General features: G+C 74.7%; 20 protein-coding genes. 1 reads left to right on the forward strand and 19 read right to left on the reverse strand.

The features are described 5' to 3' along the window. Positions 1–19: 19 nt before the first annotated feature. On the reverse strand, positions 20–1,342 hold the full coding sequence (gene hisD, locus A6A27_RS07915) for a histidinol dehydrogenase (RefSeq protein WP_073833885.1): 1,323 nt from the start codon (positions 1,340–1,342) through the stop codon (positions 20–22). Positions 1,343–1,449: 107 nt separating this feature from the next. Between hisD and A6A27_RS07920 the strand changes: the two genes are divergently transcribed. Beyond that, positions 1,450–2,151, forward strand: a complete 702-nt coding sequence (locus tag A6A27_RS07920) for an LON peptidase substrate-binding domain-containing protein (protein ID WP_073833886.1) — start codon at positions 1,450–1,452, stop codon at positions 2,149–2,151. Here A6A27_RS07920 and A6A27_RS07925 read toward each other — a convergent pair. From A6A27_RS07925 to A6A27_RS08010, 18 genes are all read right to left on the reverse strand, one after another. Continuing rightward, entirely contained in the window at positions 2,117–2,974 is an 858-nt protein-coding gene (locus tag A6A27_RS07925) for a hypothetical protein (RefSeq protein WP_073833887.1), read from the reverse strand. The genes A6A27_RS07920 and A6A27_RS07925 overlap by 35 nt on opposite strands. A 47-nt stretch (positions 2,975–3,021) precedes the next feature. Beyond that, a complete protein-coding gene (locus A6A27_RS07930; RefSeq protein ID WP_073833888.1) occupies positions 3,022–4,581 on the reverse strand; it encodes an AAA family ATPase in 1,560 nt (519 codons plus the stop codon). Positions 4,582–4,719: 138 nt separating this feature from the next. Then, positions 4,720–5,634, reverse strand: coding sequence for a hypothetical protein (locus A6A27_RS07935; protein ID WP_073833889.1), 915 nt, complete (start codon positions 5,632–5,634; stop codon positions 4,720–4,722). A 9-nt stretch (positions 5,635–5,643) separates the two neighbouring features. Beyond that, the gene (locus A6A27_RS07940; protein WP_073833890.1) at positions 5,644–6,588 is read right to left on the reverse strand and encodes an RluA family pseudouridine synthase; all 945 of its coding nucleotides are present in this window, start codon (positions 6,586–6,588) and stop codon (positions 5,644–5,646) included. Then, on the reverse strand, positions 6,585–7,205 hold the full coding sequence (lspA, locus tag A6A27_RS07945) for a signal peptidase II (protein ID WP_073833946.1): 621 nt from the start codon (positions 7,203–7,205) through the stop codon (positions 6,585–6,587). The genes A6A27_RS07940 and lspA overlap by 4 nt, the downstream gene beginning before the upstream one ends. Positions 7,206–7,268: 63 nt before the next feature. Then, the gene (locus A6A27_RS07950; RefSeq protein ID WP_018785248.1) at positions 7,269–7,688 is read right to left on the reverse strand and encodes a TraR/DksA family transcriptional regulator; all 420 of its coding nucleotides are present in this window, start codon (positions 7,686–7,688) and stop codon (positions 7,269–7,271) included. Positions 7,689–7,912: 224 nt separating this feature from the next. Next, positions 7,913–9,415: a potassium/proton antiporter gene (locus tag A6A27_RS07955; RefSeq protein ID WP_073833891.1), complete on the reverse strand. Its 1,503-nt coding sequence runs from the start codon at positions 9,413–9,415 to the stop codon at positions 7,913–7,915. A gap of 22 nt (positions 9,416–9,437) precedes the next feature. Further along, the gene (locus tag A6A27_RS07960; RefSeq protein WP_073833892.1) at positions 9,438–9,743 is read right to left on the reverse strand and encodes a DUF167 domain-containing protein; all 306 of its coding nucleotides are present in this window, start codon (positions 9,741–9,743) and stop codon (positions 9,438–9,440) included. Beyond that, positions 9,740–10,441 carry a hypothetical protein gene (locus A6A27_RS07965; RefSeq protein WP_073833893.1) on the reverse strand — a complete coding sequence of 234 codons (702 nt, stop codon included), beginning with the start codon at positions 10,439–10,441 and terminating at the stop codon, positions 9,740–9,742. Before A6A27_RS07965 ends, A6A27_RS07960 begins: the two co-directional genes overlap by 4 nt. Positions 10,442–10,513: 72 nt before the next feature. Beyond that, positions 10,514–11,317: a DivIVA domain-containing protein gene (locus A6A27_RS07970; protein ID WP_073833894.1), complete on the reverse strand. Its 804-nt coding sequence runs from the start codon at positions 11,315–11,317 to the stop codon at positions 10,514–10,516. Positions 11,318–11,358: 41 nt separating this feature from the next. Beyond that, complete coding sequence (locus A6A27_RS07975) at positions 11,359–11,664, reverse strand: YggT family protein (RefSeq protein WP_073833895.1); 306 nt, start codon at positions 11,662–11,664, stop codon at positions 11,359–11,361. A 24-nt stretch (positions 11,665–11,688) separates the two neighbouring features. Further along, positions 11,689–12,381 carry a cell division protein SepF gene (locus tag A6A27_RS07980; protein ID WP_073833896.1) on the reverse strand — a complete coding sequence of 231 codons (693 nt, stop codon included), beginning with the start codon at positions 12,379–12,381 and terminating at the stop codon, positions 11,689–11,691. A 196-nt stretch (positions 12,382–12,577) separates the two neighbouring features. Beyond that, on the reverse strand, positions 12,578–13,327 hold the full coding sequence (locus A6A27_RS07985) for a YggS family pyridoxal phosphate-dependent enzyme (protein WP_073833897.1): 750 nt from the start codon (positions 13,325–13,327) through the stop codon (positions 12,578–12,580). Between the two features lie 9 nt (positions 13,328–13,336). Beyond that, a complete protein-coding gene (ftsZ, locus tag A6A27_RS07990; protein WP_073833898.1) occupies positions 13,337–14,452 on the reverse strand; it encodes a cell division protein FtsZ in 1,116 nt (371 codons plus the stop codon). A gap of 277 nt (positions 14,453–14,729) precedes the next feature. Continuing rightward, a complete protein-coding gene (locus A6A27_RS07995) occupies positions 14,730–15,548 on the reverse strand; it encodes a cell division protein FtsQ/DivIB (RefSeq protein ID WP_073833899.1) in 819 nt (272 codons plus the stop codon). Further along, positions 15,545–17,035: a UDP-N-acetylmuramate--L-alanine ligase gene (gene murC / locus A6A27_RS08000; RefSeq protein WP_073833900.1), complete on the reverse strand. Its 1,491-nt coding sequence runs from the start codon at positions 17,033–17,035 to the stop codon at positions 15,545–15,547. Before murC ends, A6A27_RS07995 begins: the two co-directional genes overlap by 4 nt. Positions 17,036–17,120: 85 nt before the next feature. After that, entirely contained in the window at positions 17,121–18,227 is a 1,107-nt protein-coding gene (gene murG / locus A6A27_RS08005; RefSeq protein WP_073833901.1) for an undecaprenyldiphospho-muramoylpentapeptide beta-N-acetylglucosaminyltransferase, read from the reverse strand. Then, positions 18,227–19,642 carry an FtsW/RodA/SpoVE family cell cycle protein gene (locus A6A27_RS08010; protein ID WP_241825147.1) on the reverse strand — a complete coding sequence of 472 codons (1,416 nt, stop codon included), beginning with the start codon at positions 19,640–19,642 and terminating at the stop codon, positions 18,227–18,229. The genes murG and A6A27_RS08010 overlap by 1 nt, the downstream gene beginning before the upstream one ends. Between the last annotated feature and the right edge of the window lie 146 nt (positions 19,643–19,788).

Consider the following 19,788-nt stretch of genomic DNA (forward strand, 5'->3'; position numbering starts at 1 on the left):
CTGAGCTCGCTGCGCTCGCTCACGAGCCGTCCCCCGGGAAGCGCGCGCTGACCGCCTGGCCGTGGGCCGGCAGGTCCTCGACGGTGGCCAGGGTGACCACGTGCGGAGCCACCTCGCGCAGCGCCTCCTGGCTGTATTCCACCAGGTGGATGCCGCGCAGGAAGGACTGCACGGACAGGCCGGACGAGTGCCGGGCGCAGCCGCCGGTGGGCAGCACGTGGTTGGAACCGGCGCAGTAGTCGCCGAGCGACACCGGCGACCAGGCGCCGACGAAGATCGCCCCGGCGTTGCGCACCCGCATCGCCCACTCGCGGGCCTGCGCGGTCTGGATCTCCAGGTGCTCGGCCGCGTACGCGTCGACCACCCGCAGCCCCGCCTCGAGGTCGTCGACCAGGACCACCCCGCTCTGCTCCCCGCGCAGCGCGGTGTCGATCCGCTCGGCGTGCTTGGCCGCCGACACCTGCCGGGCCAACTCCGCGTCGACCGCGTCGGCGAGCGCCACCGACGGCGTGACCAGCACGCTCGCCGCCAGGGGGTCGTGCTCGGCCTGGCTGATCAGGTCGGCGGCGACGTGCACCGGGTTGGCGGTGTCGTCGGCCAGGATGGCGATCTCGGTCGGGCCGGCCTCGGCGTCGATGCCGACCACGCCGCGCAGCAGCCGCTTCGCGGCGGTGACCCAGATGTTGCCCGGGCCGGTGATCATGTCGACCGGTACGCAGCGCTCGGCGCCGTCCGGGTCGACGGTCGCGCCGTACGCGAGCATGGCCACCGCCTGGGCGCCGCCGACCGCGTAGACCTCGTCGACGCCGAGCAGCGCGCAGGCCGCGAGGACCCGCTGGTCGGGCAGGCCGCCGTTGTCCTTCTGCGGCGGGCTCACCACCACCAGCGAGCGGACCCCGGCCGCCTGGGCGGGGACGACGTTCATCACCACGGTCGACGGATACATGGCCAGGCCGCCCGGCACGTACAGGCCGACCCGGTCGACCGGCACCCAGCGCTCGGTCACCGTGCCGCCCGGCACCACCTGGGTGGTGTGGTCGGCGCGGCGCTGGTCGGCGTGGACCTTGCGGGCCCGGGTGATGGACTCCAGCAGGGCGGCGCGCACCTGGGGGTCGAGGCCGCCCTCCGCCGCGCGGATCGTCTCCACCGGCACCCGCAGGCGCTCCGGGGAGATCCCGTCGAACCGTTCGCTCGCCTCCCGGATCGCTGGGTACCCATGCTCCCGGACCGCCTCCACCAGGGGGCGGATCCGCTCGACGGCCACCGAGACGTCGAGCTGGGCACGGGGCAGCAGCCGGCGCGGGTCGCGCACGACGCCACGCAGGTCGATCCGGTTCAGCACCCTTGCGAGTCTAGGCCGCCGCCCCGGAGCCGACCCGCGCCGCCCGCAGGCCGGGACGGTGAGCCGGGACACGCGGGATGGTGCCCGGTCCGACTACCCTCGGACGCGTGAGCGCACGGCTGCCGGTGTTCCCGCTCGGGACGGTCCTGTTCCCTGGGCTGGTCCTGCCGCTGCACATCTTCGAGGAGCGCTACCGGGCGCTGGTGCGCCACCTGGTCGGGCTGCCGGAGGGCGCGCCCCGGGAGTTCGGGGTGGTGGCGATCCAGGCCGGCTGGGAGGTCGCCGCCGGGCCGCCGGGCCGGCCGACCCTCGGCGGCGGGCAGGTCACGCTGCACGAGGTGGGCTGCACCGCGGAGCTGCGGCAGGTCACCGAGCTGGCCGACGGCGGGTTCGACATCGTCACCGTGGGCCGGCGGCGGTTCCGCATCGCCGGCGTCGACGCGGGCGCCACGCCGTACCTGACCGCCGAGGTGGAGTGGCTGCCCGAGCCGGCCGGCACCGACGAGGTAGCCGACCTGCTGGCCGCCCGGGTGATCTCGGTCTTCCGGCAGTATCTCGGGCTGATCCGGCCGGACCCGCAGGAGATCTCCGAGCAGCTGCCGGAGGATCCCACGGTGCTGTCGCACCTGGTCGCCGCGACCGCCGCGCTGACCGTCGCCGACCGGCAGCGGCTGCTCGCCATCGACGACACCGCCGCCCGGCTCCGGGCCGAGCTTCAACTGCTCCACCGGGAGACGGCGCTGCTGCGCGAGGTCCGGGCTGTGCCGGTGCCGCTCAGCGAGCTGGCGGGTCCCCCGGTGCCGAACTGAGCTCCGGGCCGCCCGGCGGCCAGCCGTCGTCCAGCTCCGGCTCCGGGCGCAGCGACGGCCACCGCGACCAGCCGGCCAGCAGGGTGTACGTCACGGCCGCGCCGAACGCGGGCAGGAGCAGGTTGCCGTACGGCACGGGCAGCAGCCCGAGCAACCAGTCGATCCCGCCGGCCCGCAGGTCGGCGGGCTTGGTGAAGACCGTCCCGTCCGGCGCGGTGGCCAGCAGCCGGTGGTAGGCGCCGAGCCCGATCCGGCGGCCGACCTGCCAGGCCACCAGGGCGGCGCCGAGGCCGCCGAGGGTCCCGGCGAACAGGCCGACCGGGCCGCGCCGGCCGCGCAGCAGGAGCCACAGCGCGATCGCGGCGAGCACCCCGAAGCCGAGCCCGAGCAGGCTGAACCAGCCGTCGGCGGCGATCGGCTGCTCCGGCTGCGGGGTGGCGTAGATGGCGCCGCCGGCGGTCTTCTGCACCGGGGTGCCGGGGGCCACCCCTGCCCAGAGCAGCCCGAGGGGCGCGCCCAGCACGGCCAGCAGGACCGCGGCGGCGAGGGTGGTCCGGGCCACCTTGAGCCGGCCACCGCCGCCGACGGCCACCGGGGTCTCCCCGGGCTCGGCACCGACCACGTCCGGATGCCCGGCGAGCTGGTCCGCGCCGGGCGCGGTCACGGCGTCGGCCGGCCGGGCCCCGTCGGACGTGTCCGCCGGCTGGTCGGTGGCCGGCTCGGGTCGGGTGGAAGGCTCCGGTCCGCCGGACGGACGTGCGGCGTCGTCGGGCGCGCCGGCACGGTCGGCGGCCCGCTCGGGATCAGGGGTGTCCGGACTCACCCGGTGATCCTCTCAGGCGGCGGGCCGGCGCGGGGCGGCGGTGGCGGTCAGCGGGCGAACGGCTCCAGCATCACCGCGACGGCCTTGAGCCACGCCTGCCGGGTCTCCGCCTGGAGCTGGTGGTAGTCGATCGAGGAGCCGGTCTCCAGCGCCGGGTCGTAGGGCACCACGGTGACCGCCCGGGTCCGGGTGGCGAAGTGCCGTTCCAGGTCGTCCTGGATCGAGGTACGCCGCGGCGTCGGGCAGGAGATCAGGGTCACCGCGTTGTCAGCCAGCTCGCCCATCCCCACCTCGTGCAGCAGGTCGAGCATCCAGTCCGCACTGAACGCGGCGTCCTCGCGGGGCACGGTGGTCACCACGAGCTGGTCGGCGGCCTGCATGACGGTACGCCAGTTCGGGCTCTCCACGTTGTTGCCGGTGTCCACGCAGACCACCTCGTGGGTACGCCGCAGCAGCTCCAACACCCGCTTGACGGTGAACTGGTCCAGCCGCTGGGCGAACCGGGGGCTCTCCTCCCCGGCCAGCACGTCGTACGAGCCGTCGGAGGCGTGCCGCAGGTAGTCGTCGAGGTGCTCCAGCAGGGTGGCGCCCTCCAGGATCTCGATCTGGGCGAGATCGTGGATCAGGTGCCGGATGGTGCGGGCGTGCCGGGCGCTGCCGGCCCGCAGGCCGAGGGTGCCGCGCAGCTCGTTGTCGTCCCAGGCGAGGACGCCGCGGCCACGGACGCTGCCCACGGTGGCCGCGGCGAGCACGGTCGCGGTGGTCTTGTGCACCCCGCCCTTGGGATTGGCGAAGGCGAGCACCCGGGGGCGGCCCAGCTCGCGGCGGAGCACACCGACGGCCCGCTCCACCTCGTCATCCGGCTTCGGGGCCCGCCACTCGACCCGGGCCGGCTCGACCCGGGCCGGCTCGACCCGGGCCGGCTCGACCCGGGCCGGGTAGCCCTCGACGGGCGGCTGCTGCGCGGGAACAGGTGGGGGCGGCGCCGGCGACTGGTGGTTCTCCGGCCGGTAGCGGCCCCGGTCCAGCAACGCGTACCGGGACTCCACCGGCGGCGGGTCGGGCCGGTAGCCGGGCTCCGGCAACCCGTACCGGGGCTCGACGGAGGCGGTGCCCCGGCCGCGCGGCTCCGGGTCCGGGTGGCCCGGCTCCGGTTCGGCGCGGTACTTCGGCTCGGCCCGCCAGGACGGCTCGGGGCCGTCCGGGTGGCCCGGCTCCGGTTCGGCGCGGTACTTCGGCTCGGCCCGCCAGGACGGCTCGGGGCCGTCCGGGTGGCCCGGCTCCGGCTCGGCGCGGTACGTCGGCTCGCCGCCGTACCGCGGTTCGAGGCGGTGGGCCGGCTCCACCCGGTAGGTCGCCTCCACCCGGTAGGGCGGCTGCTCGGCGCCGTACGGCGGCTCGGCGAGGCGCCCGACGGCCGGTGCCCGGCCGGTCCAGCCGGCGCTGCGCCGCGGCAGCGGCTCGGCGGCGGGTGGGGGCTCCGCGGGGCGGTGGTCGGCGTCGATCTGCTCCGCGCCACGGCCGCCGTGTCGGGCCCGGTCGAGCAGCGCCCGCCACCGCGGTGCCGGCTCAGCCTGCCGACCCCAGCCGGTTTCGCTGCCGTCCAAGGCTTCGTCCTCCCCAGCCGTCGATCTCCGCCTGACAGGCTACGAACGAAACCCTATTCAAACCACACCCCCGCGCGCACATCCCCCCGGTGGCCCTCCTCACCGTCGCTCCAGACGACGGCCGCCGGCGACCACGTCTCAGGAGGTGGGAGCGGGGTTCGGGGATCCCGGACCGGCGGCCGGGCCGCCGGAGGACGGTGCGGACCCGCGCATCGTCGGTGCGGCTTCCGACGAATCGCCCACCGCGCCGGCGCCGGGGGTCGGCGCGGCCAGCCCGGTGTCGACCGGCGGCCGGGCCACGTCCCGCTGCTCGGGCAGCGGTGGGGTGAACACCGTGCGGTCCAGCCGGCGCACCTCCGGCGCCGGGTCGACCACCCGTACGCCGGGGCGGGTGGCCAGGGCCCGCAGCGCCGACGGGCCGTCCCGCACCACTGCGGCGTACACGCAGGCGCAGCCCGACCGGTAGCCGGCCGCCTCCTCGGCCGAGACCGCCGCCCCCGTGTCGTACACCCGACGCAGCTCGGGATCGGCGGAGGCGGTCGGGGCGGCGGCGCGCGCCCGGTAGTCGGCGGCCTCCCGGTCCTTGCGGGCGGCCACCTCGGCCATCCCGGCGACCACGTCGTCCGGCAGCCGCAGCGCGGCGATCCGGACGATCTCGGTCTGCCGCCCGGCCAACGGCACCCGGGCGACCACCGCCGAGACCGGCGTCGCGCCGAGCGCGGTGGCCAGCTGCGCCGGCGTCAGGTACGCCGCGAACGAGACCAGCGCGTAGTCGCCCGGCCCGGGGTCGGGCGGCCCGAGCGCGGCCAGTTCGGCGGAGGCGGCCCGCAGATATGCCGGGATGGCGTCGCCCTCCGCCACCCCGACCCGGGTGACCTCGCCGACCGTGCGGTCACCCACCGGCTCGCGGCGGCGGTCCCAGACGGCGGCGACCAGTACCGCCAGCGCGCAGGCCAGCGCGATCCAGGTGAGCAGGCTGGACCGCGCCGGACCGCGCCGGGGCGGATGCGGCGGCGGTACGTCGGCGGGCGGGCTGCTCGTCGGGCGGTCCATGGCGGCGGGTCAGTCGCGGAGGGTCTCCAGCGCCCGGGCCAGGTCGTCCGGGTAGTCGCTGACGAAGGTGACCTCCTCGGCCGTCCGTGGGTGCAGGAAGCTCAGCGAGCGGGCGTGCAGCCACTGCCGGGTCAGCCCGAGGCGGGCCGCCAGGGTCGGGTCGGCACCGTAGGTGAGGTCGCCCACACAGGGGTGCCGGAGGGTGGAGAAGTGCACCCGGATCTGGTGAGTGCGCCCGGTCTCCAGCTTGACGTCGAGCAGGCTGGCCGCCGGAAACGCCTCCAGGGTGTCGTAGTGGGTGATGCTCGGCTTGCCGCCGGAGACCACCGCCCAGCGGTAGTCGTGGTGCGGGTGCCGGTCGATCGGGGCGTCGATGGTGCCGCGCAGCGGGTCCGGGTGGCCCTGCACCACGGCGTGGTAGCGCTTCTCCACCTCGCGGTACTTGAACGCCCGCTTCAACGCGGTGTACGCCGGCTCGCTCTTGGCCACCACCATGATCCCGGTGGTGCCCACGTCGAGCCGGTGCACCACGCCCTGCCGCTCGGCGGCGCCGCTGGTGGAGATCCGGTGGCCGATCGCGGCCAGCGCGCCGATGACCGTCGGCCCGGTCCAGCCGGGGCTCGGGTGGGCGGCCACGCCGACCGGCTTGTCCACCACCACGATGTCGTCGTCGGCGTGGACCACGGTCAGGCCCGGCACGGCCTGCGGCACGACGGTGGGCGGGGCGGCCGGCGCGGGCAGGGTCACCTCCAGCCAGGAGCCCGCCTTGACCTTGTGCGAGTTGGGCCGTACGACGCCGTCGACCAGCGCGTCCCCGGCGTCGACCAGGGCCGCGGCGGCGGTCCGGGAGAGCCCGAACAGCCGGGACACGGCCTGGTCCAGCCGCAGGCCCTCGAGACCGTCCGGGACGGGCAGCGACCGGTGGTCGCCGCCGGTGGCGAAGACGGAGGTCACGCGCGCTCCCGCTGCTCGCCGCCGGTGGCCGTCCCGGCGGCGTCCGCCTGCTGCGCCGACCGGGCGCCGGCCCGGCTGCCGTCCCGCTGCCGGCCGGTCAGCTCCAGCAGCACGGCCAGGATCACCCCGCAGACCAGGGAGCTGTCGGCCAGGTTGAACACCGGCCAGACCTGCCCGTACGGGTCGAACAGGCTGATCATGTCGACCACGTGGCCGACGAAGTGGCCGGGGGCCCGGAAGATCCGGTCGGTCAGGTTGCCGAGCGCCCCACCGAGCACCAGCCCGAGCGAGACGGCCCACGGCAGCGAGCGCAGTCGCAGCGCCATCCAGCCGATCCAGGCGATCACGCCGATGGTGATCAGCGGGAAAACCCAGGTGTGGTCGGAGCCGATGCTCCAGGCCGCGCCGCTGTTGCGGGTGAGGGTGAGGTAGACGGTGCCGCCGAGCAGGGACACCGGCCCCCGGCCGGTCAGCTCCGAGAGGGCGAGCTGCTTGGTGGCCAGGTCGGCGAGCAGCGCGAACAGGGCGACGCCGAGGAGGATCCCGATCGCCCTGCGGCGGGACACCCCGGCGCGTGACTCAGCGGTGCCGGACCCGGCGGGCGGTGCTGCGGTCATCTGCTCCCCATCGACGCTTTCGACGGTGACCCTCACCGTCTCCGTTCCGCCGGGGAGCGGACCTCAGCGCCGCTCCTCCAGCTGCTTGCAGGTCACGCAGAGGGTGGCCGACGGGAACGCGGCGAGCCGCTCCACCGGGATCGGGTTGCCGCACCGCTCGCACCAGCCGTACCCACCCTCGTCGAGCCGCTCCAGGGCGCGCTCGACCTGCGTGATCCGCTCCTTGATGCTGTTGGCGAGGGAGATCTCCTGCTCCCGCTCGAACGTCTTGGTGCCGGTGTCGGCCTGGTCGTCCCCGGCCGAGTCGGTCAGCCGATCGCGCTGCAGCTCGGTGATCTCGCTCAGCGTCTGATCGTACTCGGCGTTGAGCTCGTCCCGCCGGGCCGCCAGCGCGGCCCGGATCTTCTCGGTCTCCGCCGCGCTGCGGGTGGCCTTCGCCACCGGCTTTCGGCCGGCGGTCCTGGTGTCGGCTGGCTTCGCCATCGTCAGCTCCCTTGGCCGCGTGCCGCGGCGGTCGGCGGTGCCCGGGCAGGGGACACCGGCGTGGGTCTCCCCCAGTTGCAAAACGGGCGCACGGCGACGCGGGCCGTGCACTCCGGAGGGTGGCAAGAATACGGAACGTACAGGCGTCCGACAACGTGCCGCACCGTCGCACCGCGATTCAGCCCCGAACAACCACCAATCGGGGCAAAAGGAACGCTAGCAGATCATCCGTCCCGGTCCTCGCCGTACTCGCCAAACCAGCGGGCCAGTCTCCCGCGACGGCTCACCGCGCGCAGCCGTCGCTCCACCTCGTCGCGGACCTCGGCAGTGGCGACGATCAGCAGGCTGTCCCCGACCTTCAGCCGGGTGTCCAGGCCGGGCACGAAGCCCGCTCCGTCGCGCAGCACCAGAGTCACCGAGGCACCCACCGGAAGCCGCAGCTCGTCCACGTGCACCCCGCCCAGCCGGGACCCCGGGGGCACCTCGACCTGGAGCAGGTCGGCTCGCATCCGTTCCAACGGCGCGGTCTCCACGCGGATCTCGGCCGCCTCGGCCGGCGCGGTCACCCCGAGCCGGCGGGCCGCCGGGGCGAGGGTCCCGGCCTGGAGCAAGGTGAAGATCACCACCAGCACGAAGACCGCGTCGAAGAGCCTTTCCGCCCCCGGCACCCGGGCCGACAGCGGGATGGTGGCCAGCACGATGGGCACCGCGCCGCGCAGCCCGGCCCAGGACAGGAAGAGCTGCTCGCGCGGGCGGAGCCGGAACGGCAGCGCGGAGACCGCCACCGACAGCGGGCGGGCCAGGAGCAGCAGGGCCAGCCCGGTGACCACGGCCGGCAGCACCGCCGCGTCCAGCCGGCTCGGCGAGACCAGCAGGCCCAGCAGGACGAACAGGCCGATCTGCGCCAGCCAGGCCAGCCCGTCGGCGAAGCCGAGGATGGCCTGCCGGTGCGGCAGCCGGGCGTTGCCGAGCAGCACCCCGGCCACGTAGACGGCGAGGAAACCGGAGGCGTGCAGCACCGCGCCGGCCGCGTAGGCCAGCACCGTGAAGCCGACCACCGCGATCGGGTAGAGGCCGGCCGACGGGAGCGCCGCCCGGCGCAGCGTGTACCGGCCGGTGATCCCGGCAGCCACCCCGACCGCGGCGCCGACGCCCAGCTCGTACCCGACCAGGAGCACCTCGTACCACCACGGATGGGCGGCCGTCGCCCCCCGGGAGAGCAGCAGCACCACGATCACCACGGGGGCGTCGTTCATGCCCGATTCGGCCTCCAGCGTGGCCACCAGGCGGGGCGGCAGGCGCAACCGGCGCAGGGTGGCGAAGACCGCCGCCGCGTCGGTCGAGGAGAGCACCGCCCCGTAGAGCAGGGCCAGCCGCCAGTCCAGCCCCAGCAGCAGGTGCACCACGAGCCCGACCACCAGGATGCTGACCAGCACGCCGACCGTGGAGAGCGCGGCGGCCATCCCGAGCACCGGACGCAGTGTGCTCCACCGGGCGCTCAACCCGCCCTCGGCGATGATCACGATGAGGGCGCTGAACCCGAGCACCCGGGTCAGCTCGACGTCATGGAACCGGATGCCCAGCCCGGCCTCGCCGATCGCCACGCCCAGCGCGAGGTAGACCAGCAGACTCGGCACGCCGAGCCGGGTGGAGACGCGCACCGCGCCCACGGCCACCAGCAGGACGGCCGCGCCGAGCAGCAGCGCGAGATCGAGCCCGGGGGTCATCCGCGGCCGGCCCGGGCGGTCCTCACTCGGCCGATCCGTCGCGCAGCCGACGCAGCACGTCGCCCAGCCCGGCGGCCGGGCGCTCGACCAGGAAGAGCTTGTCCCGGCTGGCCGCGCCGGCGCGCAGGGAGACCGCCGCCGGCCGGACGCCGAGGGCGTCGGCCAGGGCTCGGCGGGCGGCCTCGGTGGCGCGCCCGTCCACAGCGGGGGCGTGCACGGCGATGACCAGGGCCGGCCCGTGCGGGCCGTCGAAGCGTCCGCCGACCCGGGCCCGGGCAGCGCCGGGCTTCACCCGGACGGCGACGGTGAGCGGGGCATCCATGGTCATCCCGGTCGGCCCGGCCGGGCGTCGGCGAGCAGGACGGTGGCCGGCGCGCAGCGGGCGCACGGGGTGAAGCCGAGCCCGACCGCCTCGGTGACGGGCAGCGGTTCGTCGTCCCGGCCGACCAGATGGGGGCAGCCGGGCAGGTGGAAGCGGGGGTGGCCGTCGACCACCCGGACCTCGGCACCGAGCCCGGCCAGCCGGGCCACGTCCGACGCCGGCAGGTCCTGCGCGGGCGGGTCGCCGTCGAACGGGCCGTCGGCGGCCGGCGAGGTGGGCGCCGGGGCGTCCGGCACGGCACCGGCCTCGTCGGCCGACGGCTCGCGGGGGACAGGCGGAGCGTACGGGTCGCGCGGGGAGTATGCCGCCGGCGCCTCGTCCGGATCGGTCACCGGCGACTCGGGTGGTTGCCGCCACCCGGGTCCACCGGTGCCGACCGTCGACGGAATGTGCTGGACCGGGATCTCCGGCTCCCCGACCCGGGCGCCGAACGGCGGGCCGGTCCGGGTGCGGTTACGCGGGCCGGCCACCCGGTCCGCCGTGCCCCGGGTGGCGGCCGCCTGGCGGGCGCCCGCGACGAGGGCGACGGCGGCCAGCAGGCTGACCGCGATGGAGGTGATCAGCAGCGGGCTGGATCCGTTGGCCAGCCCGGCCACCAGGAGCACGACCGCGACGAGGATGAGCAGGATGCTGGCGACTATCACGGCTCACCCCCGCCGCGTCGTGTCGGTCTGCGCGGCCGGCGGCCGTCGTACGGACGGCCGCCGGCGACGGGATCAGCGGCCGGACTCGATGGAGCCCGCGCGGCTGCCGCCGTAGGAGCCGGCGAGGCCGGCGGCGGCGAGGCCGTTGCTGCCCCCGCCGGAGCGGACGCTCTCGGTGCGGTTCATCTCGGCCTCCAGGCCCTGGCCGCGGCCGTCGAGGTCGCGGAGCTGGCTCTCCAGGTACGCCTTGAGGCGGGTGCGGTACTCGCGCTCGAACTGCTTGAGCTCCTCGATGTGCTTCTGCAGCGCGGTGCGCTTGGCGTCCAGGCCGCCCATGGCCTCCTGGTGCCGCTGGCGGGCGTCCCGCTCGAGGGCGTCGGCCTTGGCGCGGGCCTCGCGGGTGACCTCCTCGGCCTTGGTGCGGGCCTCGGAGAGCAGCTGGTCCGCCTCGCGTCGGGCGTCCGAGACGTGGTCGTCGGCGGTCCGCTGGGCCATCATCAGCACCCGCAGCGCCTGCTGCTCGCCGTCACCGCCGGCGGCCGGACCGCCCTGGGCACGGACCTGCTCCAGCTCGGCCTGCATGGCGCGCGCGGCCTGCTCGGCGGCCGCCTTGTCGCGCTGCACCCGGTCGAGCTGCGCCTTGACGTCGTTGAGCTCGGCTGCGAGCCGGGCGTCACCGCCGGGGCCGGCGGGGGCACCACCGCGACCGCCGCGCTCCACCTGGGCGCGCAGCTCGTTGTTCTCTTCGATCAGACGGGCGAGCTCGCGCTCGACCTCGTCCAGGAAGGCGTCGACCTCCTCCTCGTCATACCCCCGCTTGCCGATCGGCGGCTTTTTGAAGGCGACGTTGTGGACGTCGGCCGGGGTCAGCGGCATCGAAACTCCTCGGGTCAGTTGCGGCCGCGAAAGCGCGCTGGTCAGGCGAAAGACCTGATCAGCGGATCTAACACGAACTCCATCAGCACGAACAGGATAACCAGGAGCACAAGGGAGGCCAGGTCGATGCTCACGGTACCAATTCGCAGCGGAGGGATCACACGCCTCAACGCCCGCAGAGGCGGATCAGTGACGCTCCACACCGATTCCAGTCCCGCCGACGCTCCCCGGCCCGGTTGCCAGCGGCGGCCGTACGCCAGCACGGCGCCAAGGACAAATCGGGCCAACAGTACAAGCAGGAACACAAAAAGGAGCAGATACAGCACCTGGAACAGAATCGACAACACGGCAGGCGACGTCCCTCGGTCGGGCTAGCTCAGGCTGAAAAAGCCGCCCTCAGCGATCTTGGCCTTGTCCTCCGCGGTGACCTGGACATTGGCCGGTGAGAGCAGGAACACCCGGTTGGTCACGCGCTCGATCGTACCCCGGAGCCCGAACGCGAGCCCGGCGGCGAAGTCGACCAGCCGGCGCGCGTCCGCCTCATCCATCTCGGTGAGGTTGATGATCACCGGCACCCCGTCGCGGAAATGCTCGCCGATGGTCCGCGCCTCGCGGTAGGTGGTCGGGTGCAGGGTGGTGATCTGGTACCGCTGCTCCTCCTCGGCCGCCACCCGCTCGCGGGGCTGCACCTGCGGGGCCAGGGCCAGGTTGTCCCGGGTGTGGTAGGTCAGCGCGCCGGAGCTCTCCCCGGCGCCCGAGCGGGTGATCGACCGGACGCTGGACCGGTCGGTCCGCTCCGGGCGCTCGACGTCGGCCCGGTCGGCGTCGCCGGCCCGGCTCGAGGCGCGCTCGGACAGCCTCCCGCGGTCGCCCAGCCGGGTACGGGCCGCCGGCGGCTCCTCGGGCTCCTCGTCGTCCTCGTCGGCGAACTCCTCGGAGTACCGGCTCGACCGGTAGCGCGAGTCCCGGTAGCCACCCTTGTCGTAGCCACCGTCCTCGTAGGCCCGGTCATCGTCCTCCTCGACGAGCCCGAGCCAGACCCCCGCCTTGCGCAGTGCACCCATCCCCGCGCCCTTCCGTCCGCCGTGCGGCACGCGCCCCCGTGCCGTGTCGCTTGATCACGAGTGGACACCACAGTGCCCACCGGACCGGATCGGCAATCCCCGGACGAGCGGTTCGCGGTCCGCCCGCCACGGCCCCCGGCTACGGGAACGCCGTTCCTGAACAACACTGATGTAATTTGCTTCTTTCGCGGTCAGGCTACCGCAGCGTGGGGCGCATTCCGAGTAACGCGCTGCCGACGCGGATATGTGTCGCGCCGTACCCGATCGCGGTTTCCAGATCGCCGCTCATGCCCGCCGACAGCGCGGTCGCCTCCGGATGCCGGACGCGGAACCGCTGCGCCACCTCGGCCAGCCGGGTGAACGCCCGGTCCGGCTCCCAGCCCAGCGGAGCCACCGCCATCAGCCCGCCCAGCCGCAGCGCCCCGGCGCCGGCCACCGCCTCGGCCACCGGGCCAAGCCCCCGGTCGGGGTCCGCCGAGTCAGGCAGCGCCCCGCCCCGGGCCGGGTCGCCGTCGATGCTCACCTGCACCAGCACGTCCAGCGGCCGGTCCCGGCCGGCCGCCGCCGCGGCGGCGTCGAGGGCGGCGGCCAGCCGCACGCTGTCGACCGACTGGACGACGTCGGCGTACCGGGCCACCGAACGGCACTTGTTGCGCTGCAGCTGGCCGATGAAGTGCCACCGCGGGCTCACCCCGGCCGCGGCCACCTCGGCGGCCTTCGGGGCCGCCTCCTGGTCGCGGTTCTCCCCCACGTCGGTCACGCCGAGCCCGGCCAGCGCCACCACGTCGCCGGCCGGGTAGGTCTTCGTCACCGCGACCAGGGTGACCTCGCTGCGGTCCCGGCCGGCGGCCGCGCAGGCGTCGGCGATACGGGCCCGGACCCGGGCGAGCCCGGCCGCGAGCTCGGCGCGCCGCTCGGGTCGCACCGTGGCTGCTGTGTCGGTCATCGGCGGCGCTCAGGACCCGTTCTTGAGGAAGTCCGGCACGTCGACGTCGTCGAACAGCACCCGGCGCGGCGACTGCTGCGGTGCCGGCATGGTGGCCGGTGGGGTCACCGGCGCGTTGGGCTGGGTCGGCTGGTTCTGGTTGGTCTTGCGGCCCTGATCGACCGCCTTGTACGCGGGCGCACCGCCGTCGAAGCCCGCCGCGATCACGGTCACCCGCACCTCGTCGCCGAGCGCGTCGTCGATGACCGCACCGAAGATGATGTTGGCGTCCGGGTGGGCCGCGTCGGTGACCAGCTGGGCCGCGTCGTTGATCTCGAACAGGCCCAGGTCGGAACCGCCGGCGATGGAGAGCAGCACGCCCCGCGCGCCGTCCATGCTCTGCTCCAGCAGCGGGCTGGAGATGGCCGCCTCGGCCGCCTCGACCGCGCGGTTCTCGCCGCGGGCGCTGCCGATGCCCATCAGCGCGCTGCCGGCGCCGCTCATCACGCTCTTCACGTCGGCGAAGTCCAGGTTGATCAGACCCGGCGTGGTGATCAGGTCGGTGATGCCCTGGACACCGGAGAGCAGCACCTGATCGGCGGTGCGGAAGGCGTCCATCATGGAGATGTTGCGGTCGCCGAGCGCGAGCAGCCGGTCGTTCGGGATGACGATGAGCGTGTCGCACTGGTTGCGCAGCTCCTCGATGCCGGCCTCGGCCTGCACCTGGCGGCGCTTGCCCTCGAACGAGAACGGCCGGGTCACCACACCGATGGTGAGCGCACCGAGCTTGCGGGCGATGTTCGCCACCACCGGCGCGCCGCCGGTGCCCGTGCCGCCGCCCTCGCCGCAGGTCACGAAGACCATGTCGGCGCCCTTGAGCACCTCCTCGATCTCGTCGCGGTGGTCCTCGGCGGCGTTCTTGCCGACGTCGGGGTTGGCGCCGGCGCCCAGCCCTCGGGTCAGTTCCCGGCCGACGTCGAGCTTGACGTCGGCGTCGCTCATCAGCAGCGCCTGCGCGTCGGTGTTGATCGCGATGAACTCGACGCCCTTGAGCCCAACCTCGATCATCCGGTTGACGGCGTTGACGCCACCGCCCCCGATGCCGACGACCTTGATGACCGCCAGGTAGTTGTGCGGAGGTGTCATCTCCGGTCCTTTCCCTTCGAGATTGGCATGGGCCGACCCCACACGGCTTGGCCAGATCGGCGGCGGAGCAGAGCAGTGCCCAGCGCGGTGGAGGGCCGAAACCCTCACCCTCTACTAGAGGCTTAGAGCTATGTCAACCACTGATCTCTTCGGGGCAACGTAAGCGCCGCCGCGCGATGAGCCAAGGACCTTTCCGGCGTGTCGCCACCGGAGCGGGCGGTGACACACTCGCCGACCGGGCGATCAGCACGCGGCGACCCGCTCGCTGACCGGCGGATCACCGGAAGGTGACCACGTCCGGGGCGCTGACGTCGATCGTGTCGGCCTTCCGATCGAGCAGCGCGGTGGCCACCTTGGACTTGTCCGCGCCGCGGGTCGCGTCCCCCCAGACCACCGTCCGGCCCTTGTGCAGCCGCAGGGTGATCCGGGCCAGCCCGGCCACGTCCACCGAGACCAGCTCGGCGCGCAGCCGCGGGCTGAGTGCGGCCAGCACGTCCAGCCCGGCCCGGGTGCCCCGGTCGTCCGCCGCCGGCCGGCCGACCCGGATCACCGGCAGCCCGTCCGGGGCCTGGGGCAGGTCCTGGAACGGCACCCCGGACCCGTCGATCACCGCGTACCGGTCCCCCTGCGGCACCACCGCCACCGGGGTCCGCTCCACCACCCGGACGACCAGGGTGCCCGGCCAGTCCCGTTCCACCGTGGCGCGCTCCACCGGGGCGAGGCTGCCCACCCGCCGGGCCGCCGCCGCCAGGTCCACCCGGGCCAGCGGCGTGTCGTCCGGGATCGCCACGACGTCGCGCACCTCGACCGGGGTGACCAGCTTCGCGCCGATCACTCGGACCTGCCGGACCCCGAACAGGCCGGTGCCCAGCACGGCCCAGGCCACCAGCCCGGCGGCCGCGAGCACGCCGACGGCGACCGCCCAGGGCAGCGCCGCCCGCATCCGCCGCTGCCGGGCCCGGGCCATGAACCGCCGGGTCGACGGCGGAACGGCGTCGGCACCGGCCCGGACCAGCTGCCACCGGCGCACCGAGCTGCGCCGCCCGGCCCCGCCGTCCTGACCCGGTGTCCGGCCGCGCGCCGGGCCAGGGCTCATCCGGCCGCGGCCGCCGCGCCGTCCGGACCGACGCCGGTGCCGATCCCCGCGGCGTCGCTCGCCACGCCGGTGCGGGCCAGCAGGGCGTCGAGCAGCTGGTCGCCCATCAGCGAGATCGGCGGCGCGCCCATGGTCACCACGACGTCGCCGGGGCGGGCCCGCCGGGCCACCTCGGCCGGCACGTCGTCCCAGGCCTCGACGAAGACCTTCCGGTCGGCCGGCAGCGGCACCGCCGCGAGCAGCGCGACCGAGCCTTCACCCGGCTGGCGCAGTTCGCCCGGGCCGAACACCTCCAGCAGCACCAGCTCGTCGGCGATGCCGAGGGCGGCGGCGATCTCCGCCTGGAGGTCACGCGTGCGGTAGAGCCGGTACGGCTGGAAGACCACGATCAGTCGGCCCTCGCCGGCCACCTCGCGCAGCGTCTGCAGGGCCAGCGTCATCGACGTCGGGTGGTACGCGTACTCGTCGTAGACCAGCACGTCGTCCGCCACGCCCTTGCGCTCGAAGCGCCGCCGGACGCCGGGGAACGCGCCCAGCGCCGCCTCGGCCGCCTCGATCGGCAGCTCCAGCAGGTACGCGGCGAGCACCGCCGAGGCGCTGTTCAGCCCCATGTGCCGCCCCGGCACCGGCAGCCGGATCTCGCCCAGCGACCGGCCGTCGATCTCGGCCAGGTAGCGCACCCCCTGAGCGGAGGACGCCATCCCGCTCAGCCGCAGGTCGGCGTCGGGCGACTCGCCGTACGTCCACACCCGGCGTCCCTCGGCGCGCAGCGTCTCGGCCAGCCGCCGCCCGCCCGGGTCGTCGGCGCAGGTGATGATGAACCCCTCGGGGTCGGTGAGCCGGGCGAAGTCGGCGAACGTCGCCTCCAGGTTGGCCAGGTCGCCGTACGTGTTGAGGTGGTCCGCCTCGATGTTCGTGATGATCGAGACGTACGGGCGGTAGATGAGGAACGAGCGGTCGCTCTCGTCCGCCTCGACCACGAAGTATTCACCCGTGCCGTGGTGCGCGCCGGAGCCCACCTCGGAGATCTCCCCGCCGATCACGAAGGACGGGTCGGTGCCGGCCTGCTGGAGCACCATGGTGACCATCGAGGTGGTGGTGGTCTTGCCGTGGGTGCCGGCGACCGCCACCGTCCGGCGGCCGGTCATCGCGGCCGCGAGGGCCTCGGAGCGGTGCAGCACCCGCAGCCCGCGCCGGCGCGCCTCGACCATCTCCAGGTGGTCCTGGGGGATGGCCGAGGAGTAGACCACGGTGTCCACCCCGTCGAGGTTCGCCGCTTGGTGGCTCATGTGGATGGTGCCGCCGAGCGCCCGCAGGCCGGCCAGGGACGGCCACTCCCGCAGCTCGCTGCCGGAGACCGGCAGGCCCCGGGTGAGGAACAGCCGGGCCAGGCCGCTCATGCCGACCCCGCCGACCCCGATCAGGTGGATCCGGCCCAGGTCCTCCGCGGTCATCGTGCCGGCGGGCGTGAACTGCGCGGTGTTCATGAGGGGTACCTTCCCGTCGCGGGGGCGACCGTCACAGTGCCGTCGTTGTTCGCGACTGCGGGGCTCGCAAGCTCACTCCTCGCGCTCACCGAGCCACCGCCTCGTAGACGAAGTTCAGCAGGGCGACGTCGCCGTCGCGCCGGCCGTACGCGGCCGCGGCGGCGCCCATGGCGGCGAGCCGCTGCGGGTCCCGGACCAGCGGGATGACCGTCCGCTCCAGCCAGCTCGGGGTCAGCTCGGCGTCGTCGACGAGCAGCCCGCCGCCGGCCTCCACCACGGGCAGCGCGTTGCGCTTCTGCTCCTGGTTGCTGTGCGGGTACGGCACGTAGATGGTGGGCAGCCCGATGGCAGCCACCTCGGCACAGGTCATCGCGCCGCCCCGGGCCAGCATCAGGTCGGCGGCGGCGTAGCCCAGCTCCATCTCGGACAGGTAGGGCAGGGTCACGTACGGCACGGGCAGGTCGGTGGGGACGGAGACCGCCTCGTTGCGGGCCCCGATCACGTGCAGCACCTGCACGCCGTTGCGGGCCAGCTCCTTGGCCGCCCCGGAGACCGCCAGGTTGATCGAGCGGGCGCCCTGCGAGCCGCCGGCGACGAAGAGCACCGGCAGGTCGGGGCGGAGTCCGAAGTGGGCGCGGGCGGCGTTGCGCATGGCGGCCCGGTCCAGGCCGGCGATGCCGCGGCGCAGCGGCACCCCGACCACCCGGGCGTTGCGCAGCGACTCGGCCTGCGCCGGCTGGTGCGGGAAGCCCACCGCGACGTGCTTGGTGAACTTCATCCCGAGCCGGTTGGCCACGCCCGGCGGCACGTTCACCTCGTGGATGACGATCGGCAGCTCCCGGCGCCACGCGGCCAGGTAGCCGGGCACCGAGACGTACCCCCCGAAGCCGACCACGACGTCGGCCCGCACCTCGTCGATCACCTTGCCCGCCGCGCGGGCCGCCTTCCACATCCGGTCCGGGGTGCGGACCAGGCTCATGTTGACCGAGCGGGGCAGCTGGTAGGCGGGGATCTGTCGCAGGTCGTAGCCGGCCGGCGGGATCAGCTCGTTCTCCAGGCCCTTGGGTGTGCCGAGGCAGGTGACCCGGACGCTGGGGTCGTGTCGGCGCAGGCAGTCGGCGAAGGCGAGCAACGGGTAGATATGCCCACCCGTGCCTCCTCCGCAGAGCACCACCGAACGCAGCGGACCCATCAGCGTCTCCTCTCGCTCGCCGTCCCGGCGCGCGTCCGGCCCCGCCGGGCGGCGCGGGCTGCGGCCTGGTCGTCCTCCCGCCGCGACCGGGACCGGGGTACGGACCCACGGTCCGCCGGTGGCGTCGCCGGGCGGCGGCGCCGGCCGGGAAGCGGCGGCAACGGGGCCCAGAGTAGTCGGACCCACCGGGCCGGCGGACGGGCATGCAGGGCTCGGGCCGCGTCCGGCTCGGCCCGGGCGAAGGACGCGAGCATGCCGACCGCCGCCAGGGTGACCACCAGGGCGCTGCCGCCGTCGGAGATGAACGGCAGTGGCACGCCGGTCAGCGGCAGCAGTCCGGTGACCCCGCCGATGTTGATCACCGCCTGGCCGACCAGCCAGGCGGTTACGCCGGCCGCGGCGAGCCGGCGGAACGGGTCCTCCACCCGCCGGGCGATCCGCAACCCGGTGTACGCCAGCACGGCGAACAGCACCAGCACCACGGTGCAGCCGACCACGCCCAACTCCTCGGCGATGATCGCGAAGATGAAGTCGTTGTGCGCCTCGGGCAGCCAGGCCCACTTGAAGGTGCTCTTGCCCAGCCCGACACCGAACCAGCCGCCGTGGCCGAGCGCGTAGCGGGCCTGGACGAGCTGGTAGCAGCCCTCCAACTGCTCCTCGAAGCAGGTCTTCGGGTCGGGCGGGTCGAGAAACGAGGTGAGCCGGGTCAGCCGGTAGTTGTCGGCATCGCGGGAACCCGAGCCGGCCCCCAGGGACGCGGCGGCGACCAGCAGGCCGACGCCGAGCAGGCCGACCGCGGAGAGGGCGGCGAAGACCCGCCTCCGTACGCCGGCCGCCCAGAGCATGCCGACCACCAGGGCCAGCAGGCAGAGCATGCTGCCCAGGTCGTTGTAGCCGACCAGCACGGAGAGCAGCCCGACCACAGGGAACAGCGGGGTGGCCAGTTCCTTCCACCAGCCCAGCGCGGCGCCCTTGCGGGCCAGCACGTGCGCGCCCCAGAGCACCAGCGCGAACTTGGCCACCTCGACCGGTTGCACGGAGACCGGGCCGAACCAGAGCCAGAGCAGGTTGGCCTCGAGCGGGCCGACCGACTTCACCCGGAACAGCGCCTCCAGCGCGACCAGCAGGTTGAGGATCAGCAACAGCACCACGGCCACGCCGAGGAAGGGCCGGGCGATCGCCCGGAAGGTGCGGGCGGGCAGCCGCTGGCAGGCCCAGAACGCCACGATGCCGATCACCGCGAAGACGGTCTGCCGGACCAGCGAGGCCGAGGCGTCGCCGTCCTCGGCGTAGTCCTTCACGCTGGTCGCCGAGAAGACCATGGTGAGGCCGATCAGCAGCAGCAGGCCGGCGCTGGAGAGCAGCAGATAGTAGGAGGCCAACGGCCGGGCCAGCAGGCCGCGCAGCGCGGCCAGCCCGCCGGCGGCGTCCAGCCCGAGCGACGGGGCCGGCGGATCGGCCGGCCGGGTCGCGGCCGGTGCCCGTCTGCTCTGCGTGTCGGTGGTGCCCTCGGTGTCTCGTCCCTCCCCCACCCGCCCATCATCGCGGCTCGACCCGCCCG

It is taken from the genome of Micromonospora sp. CB01531 (assembly GCF_001905095.1).
Classification (GTDB): domain Bacteria; phylum Actinomycetota; class Actinomycetes; order Mycobacteriales; family Micromonosporaceae; genus Micromonospora.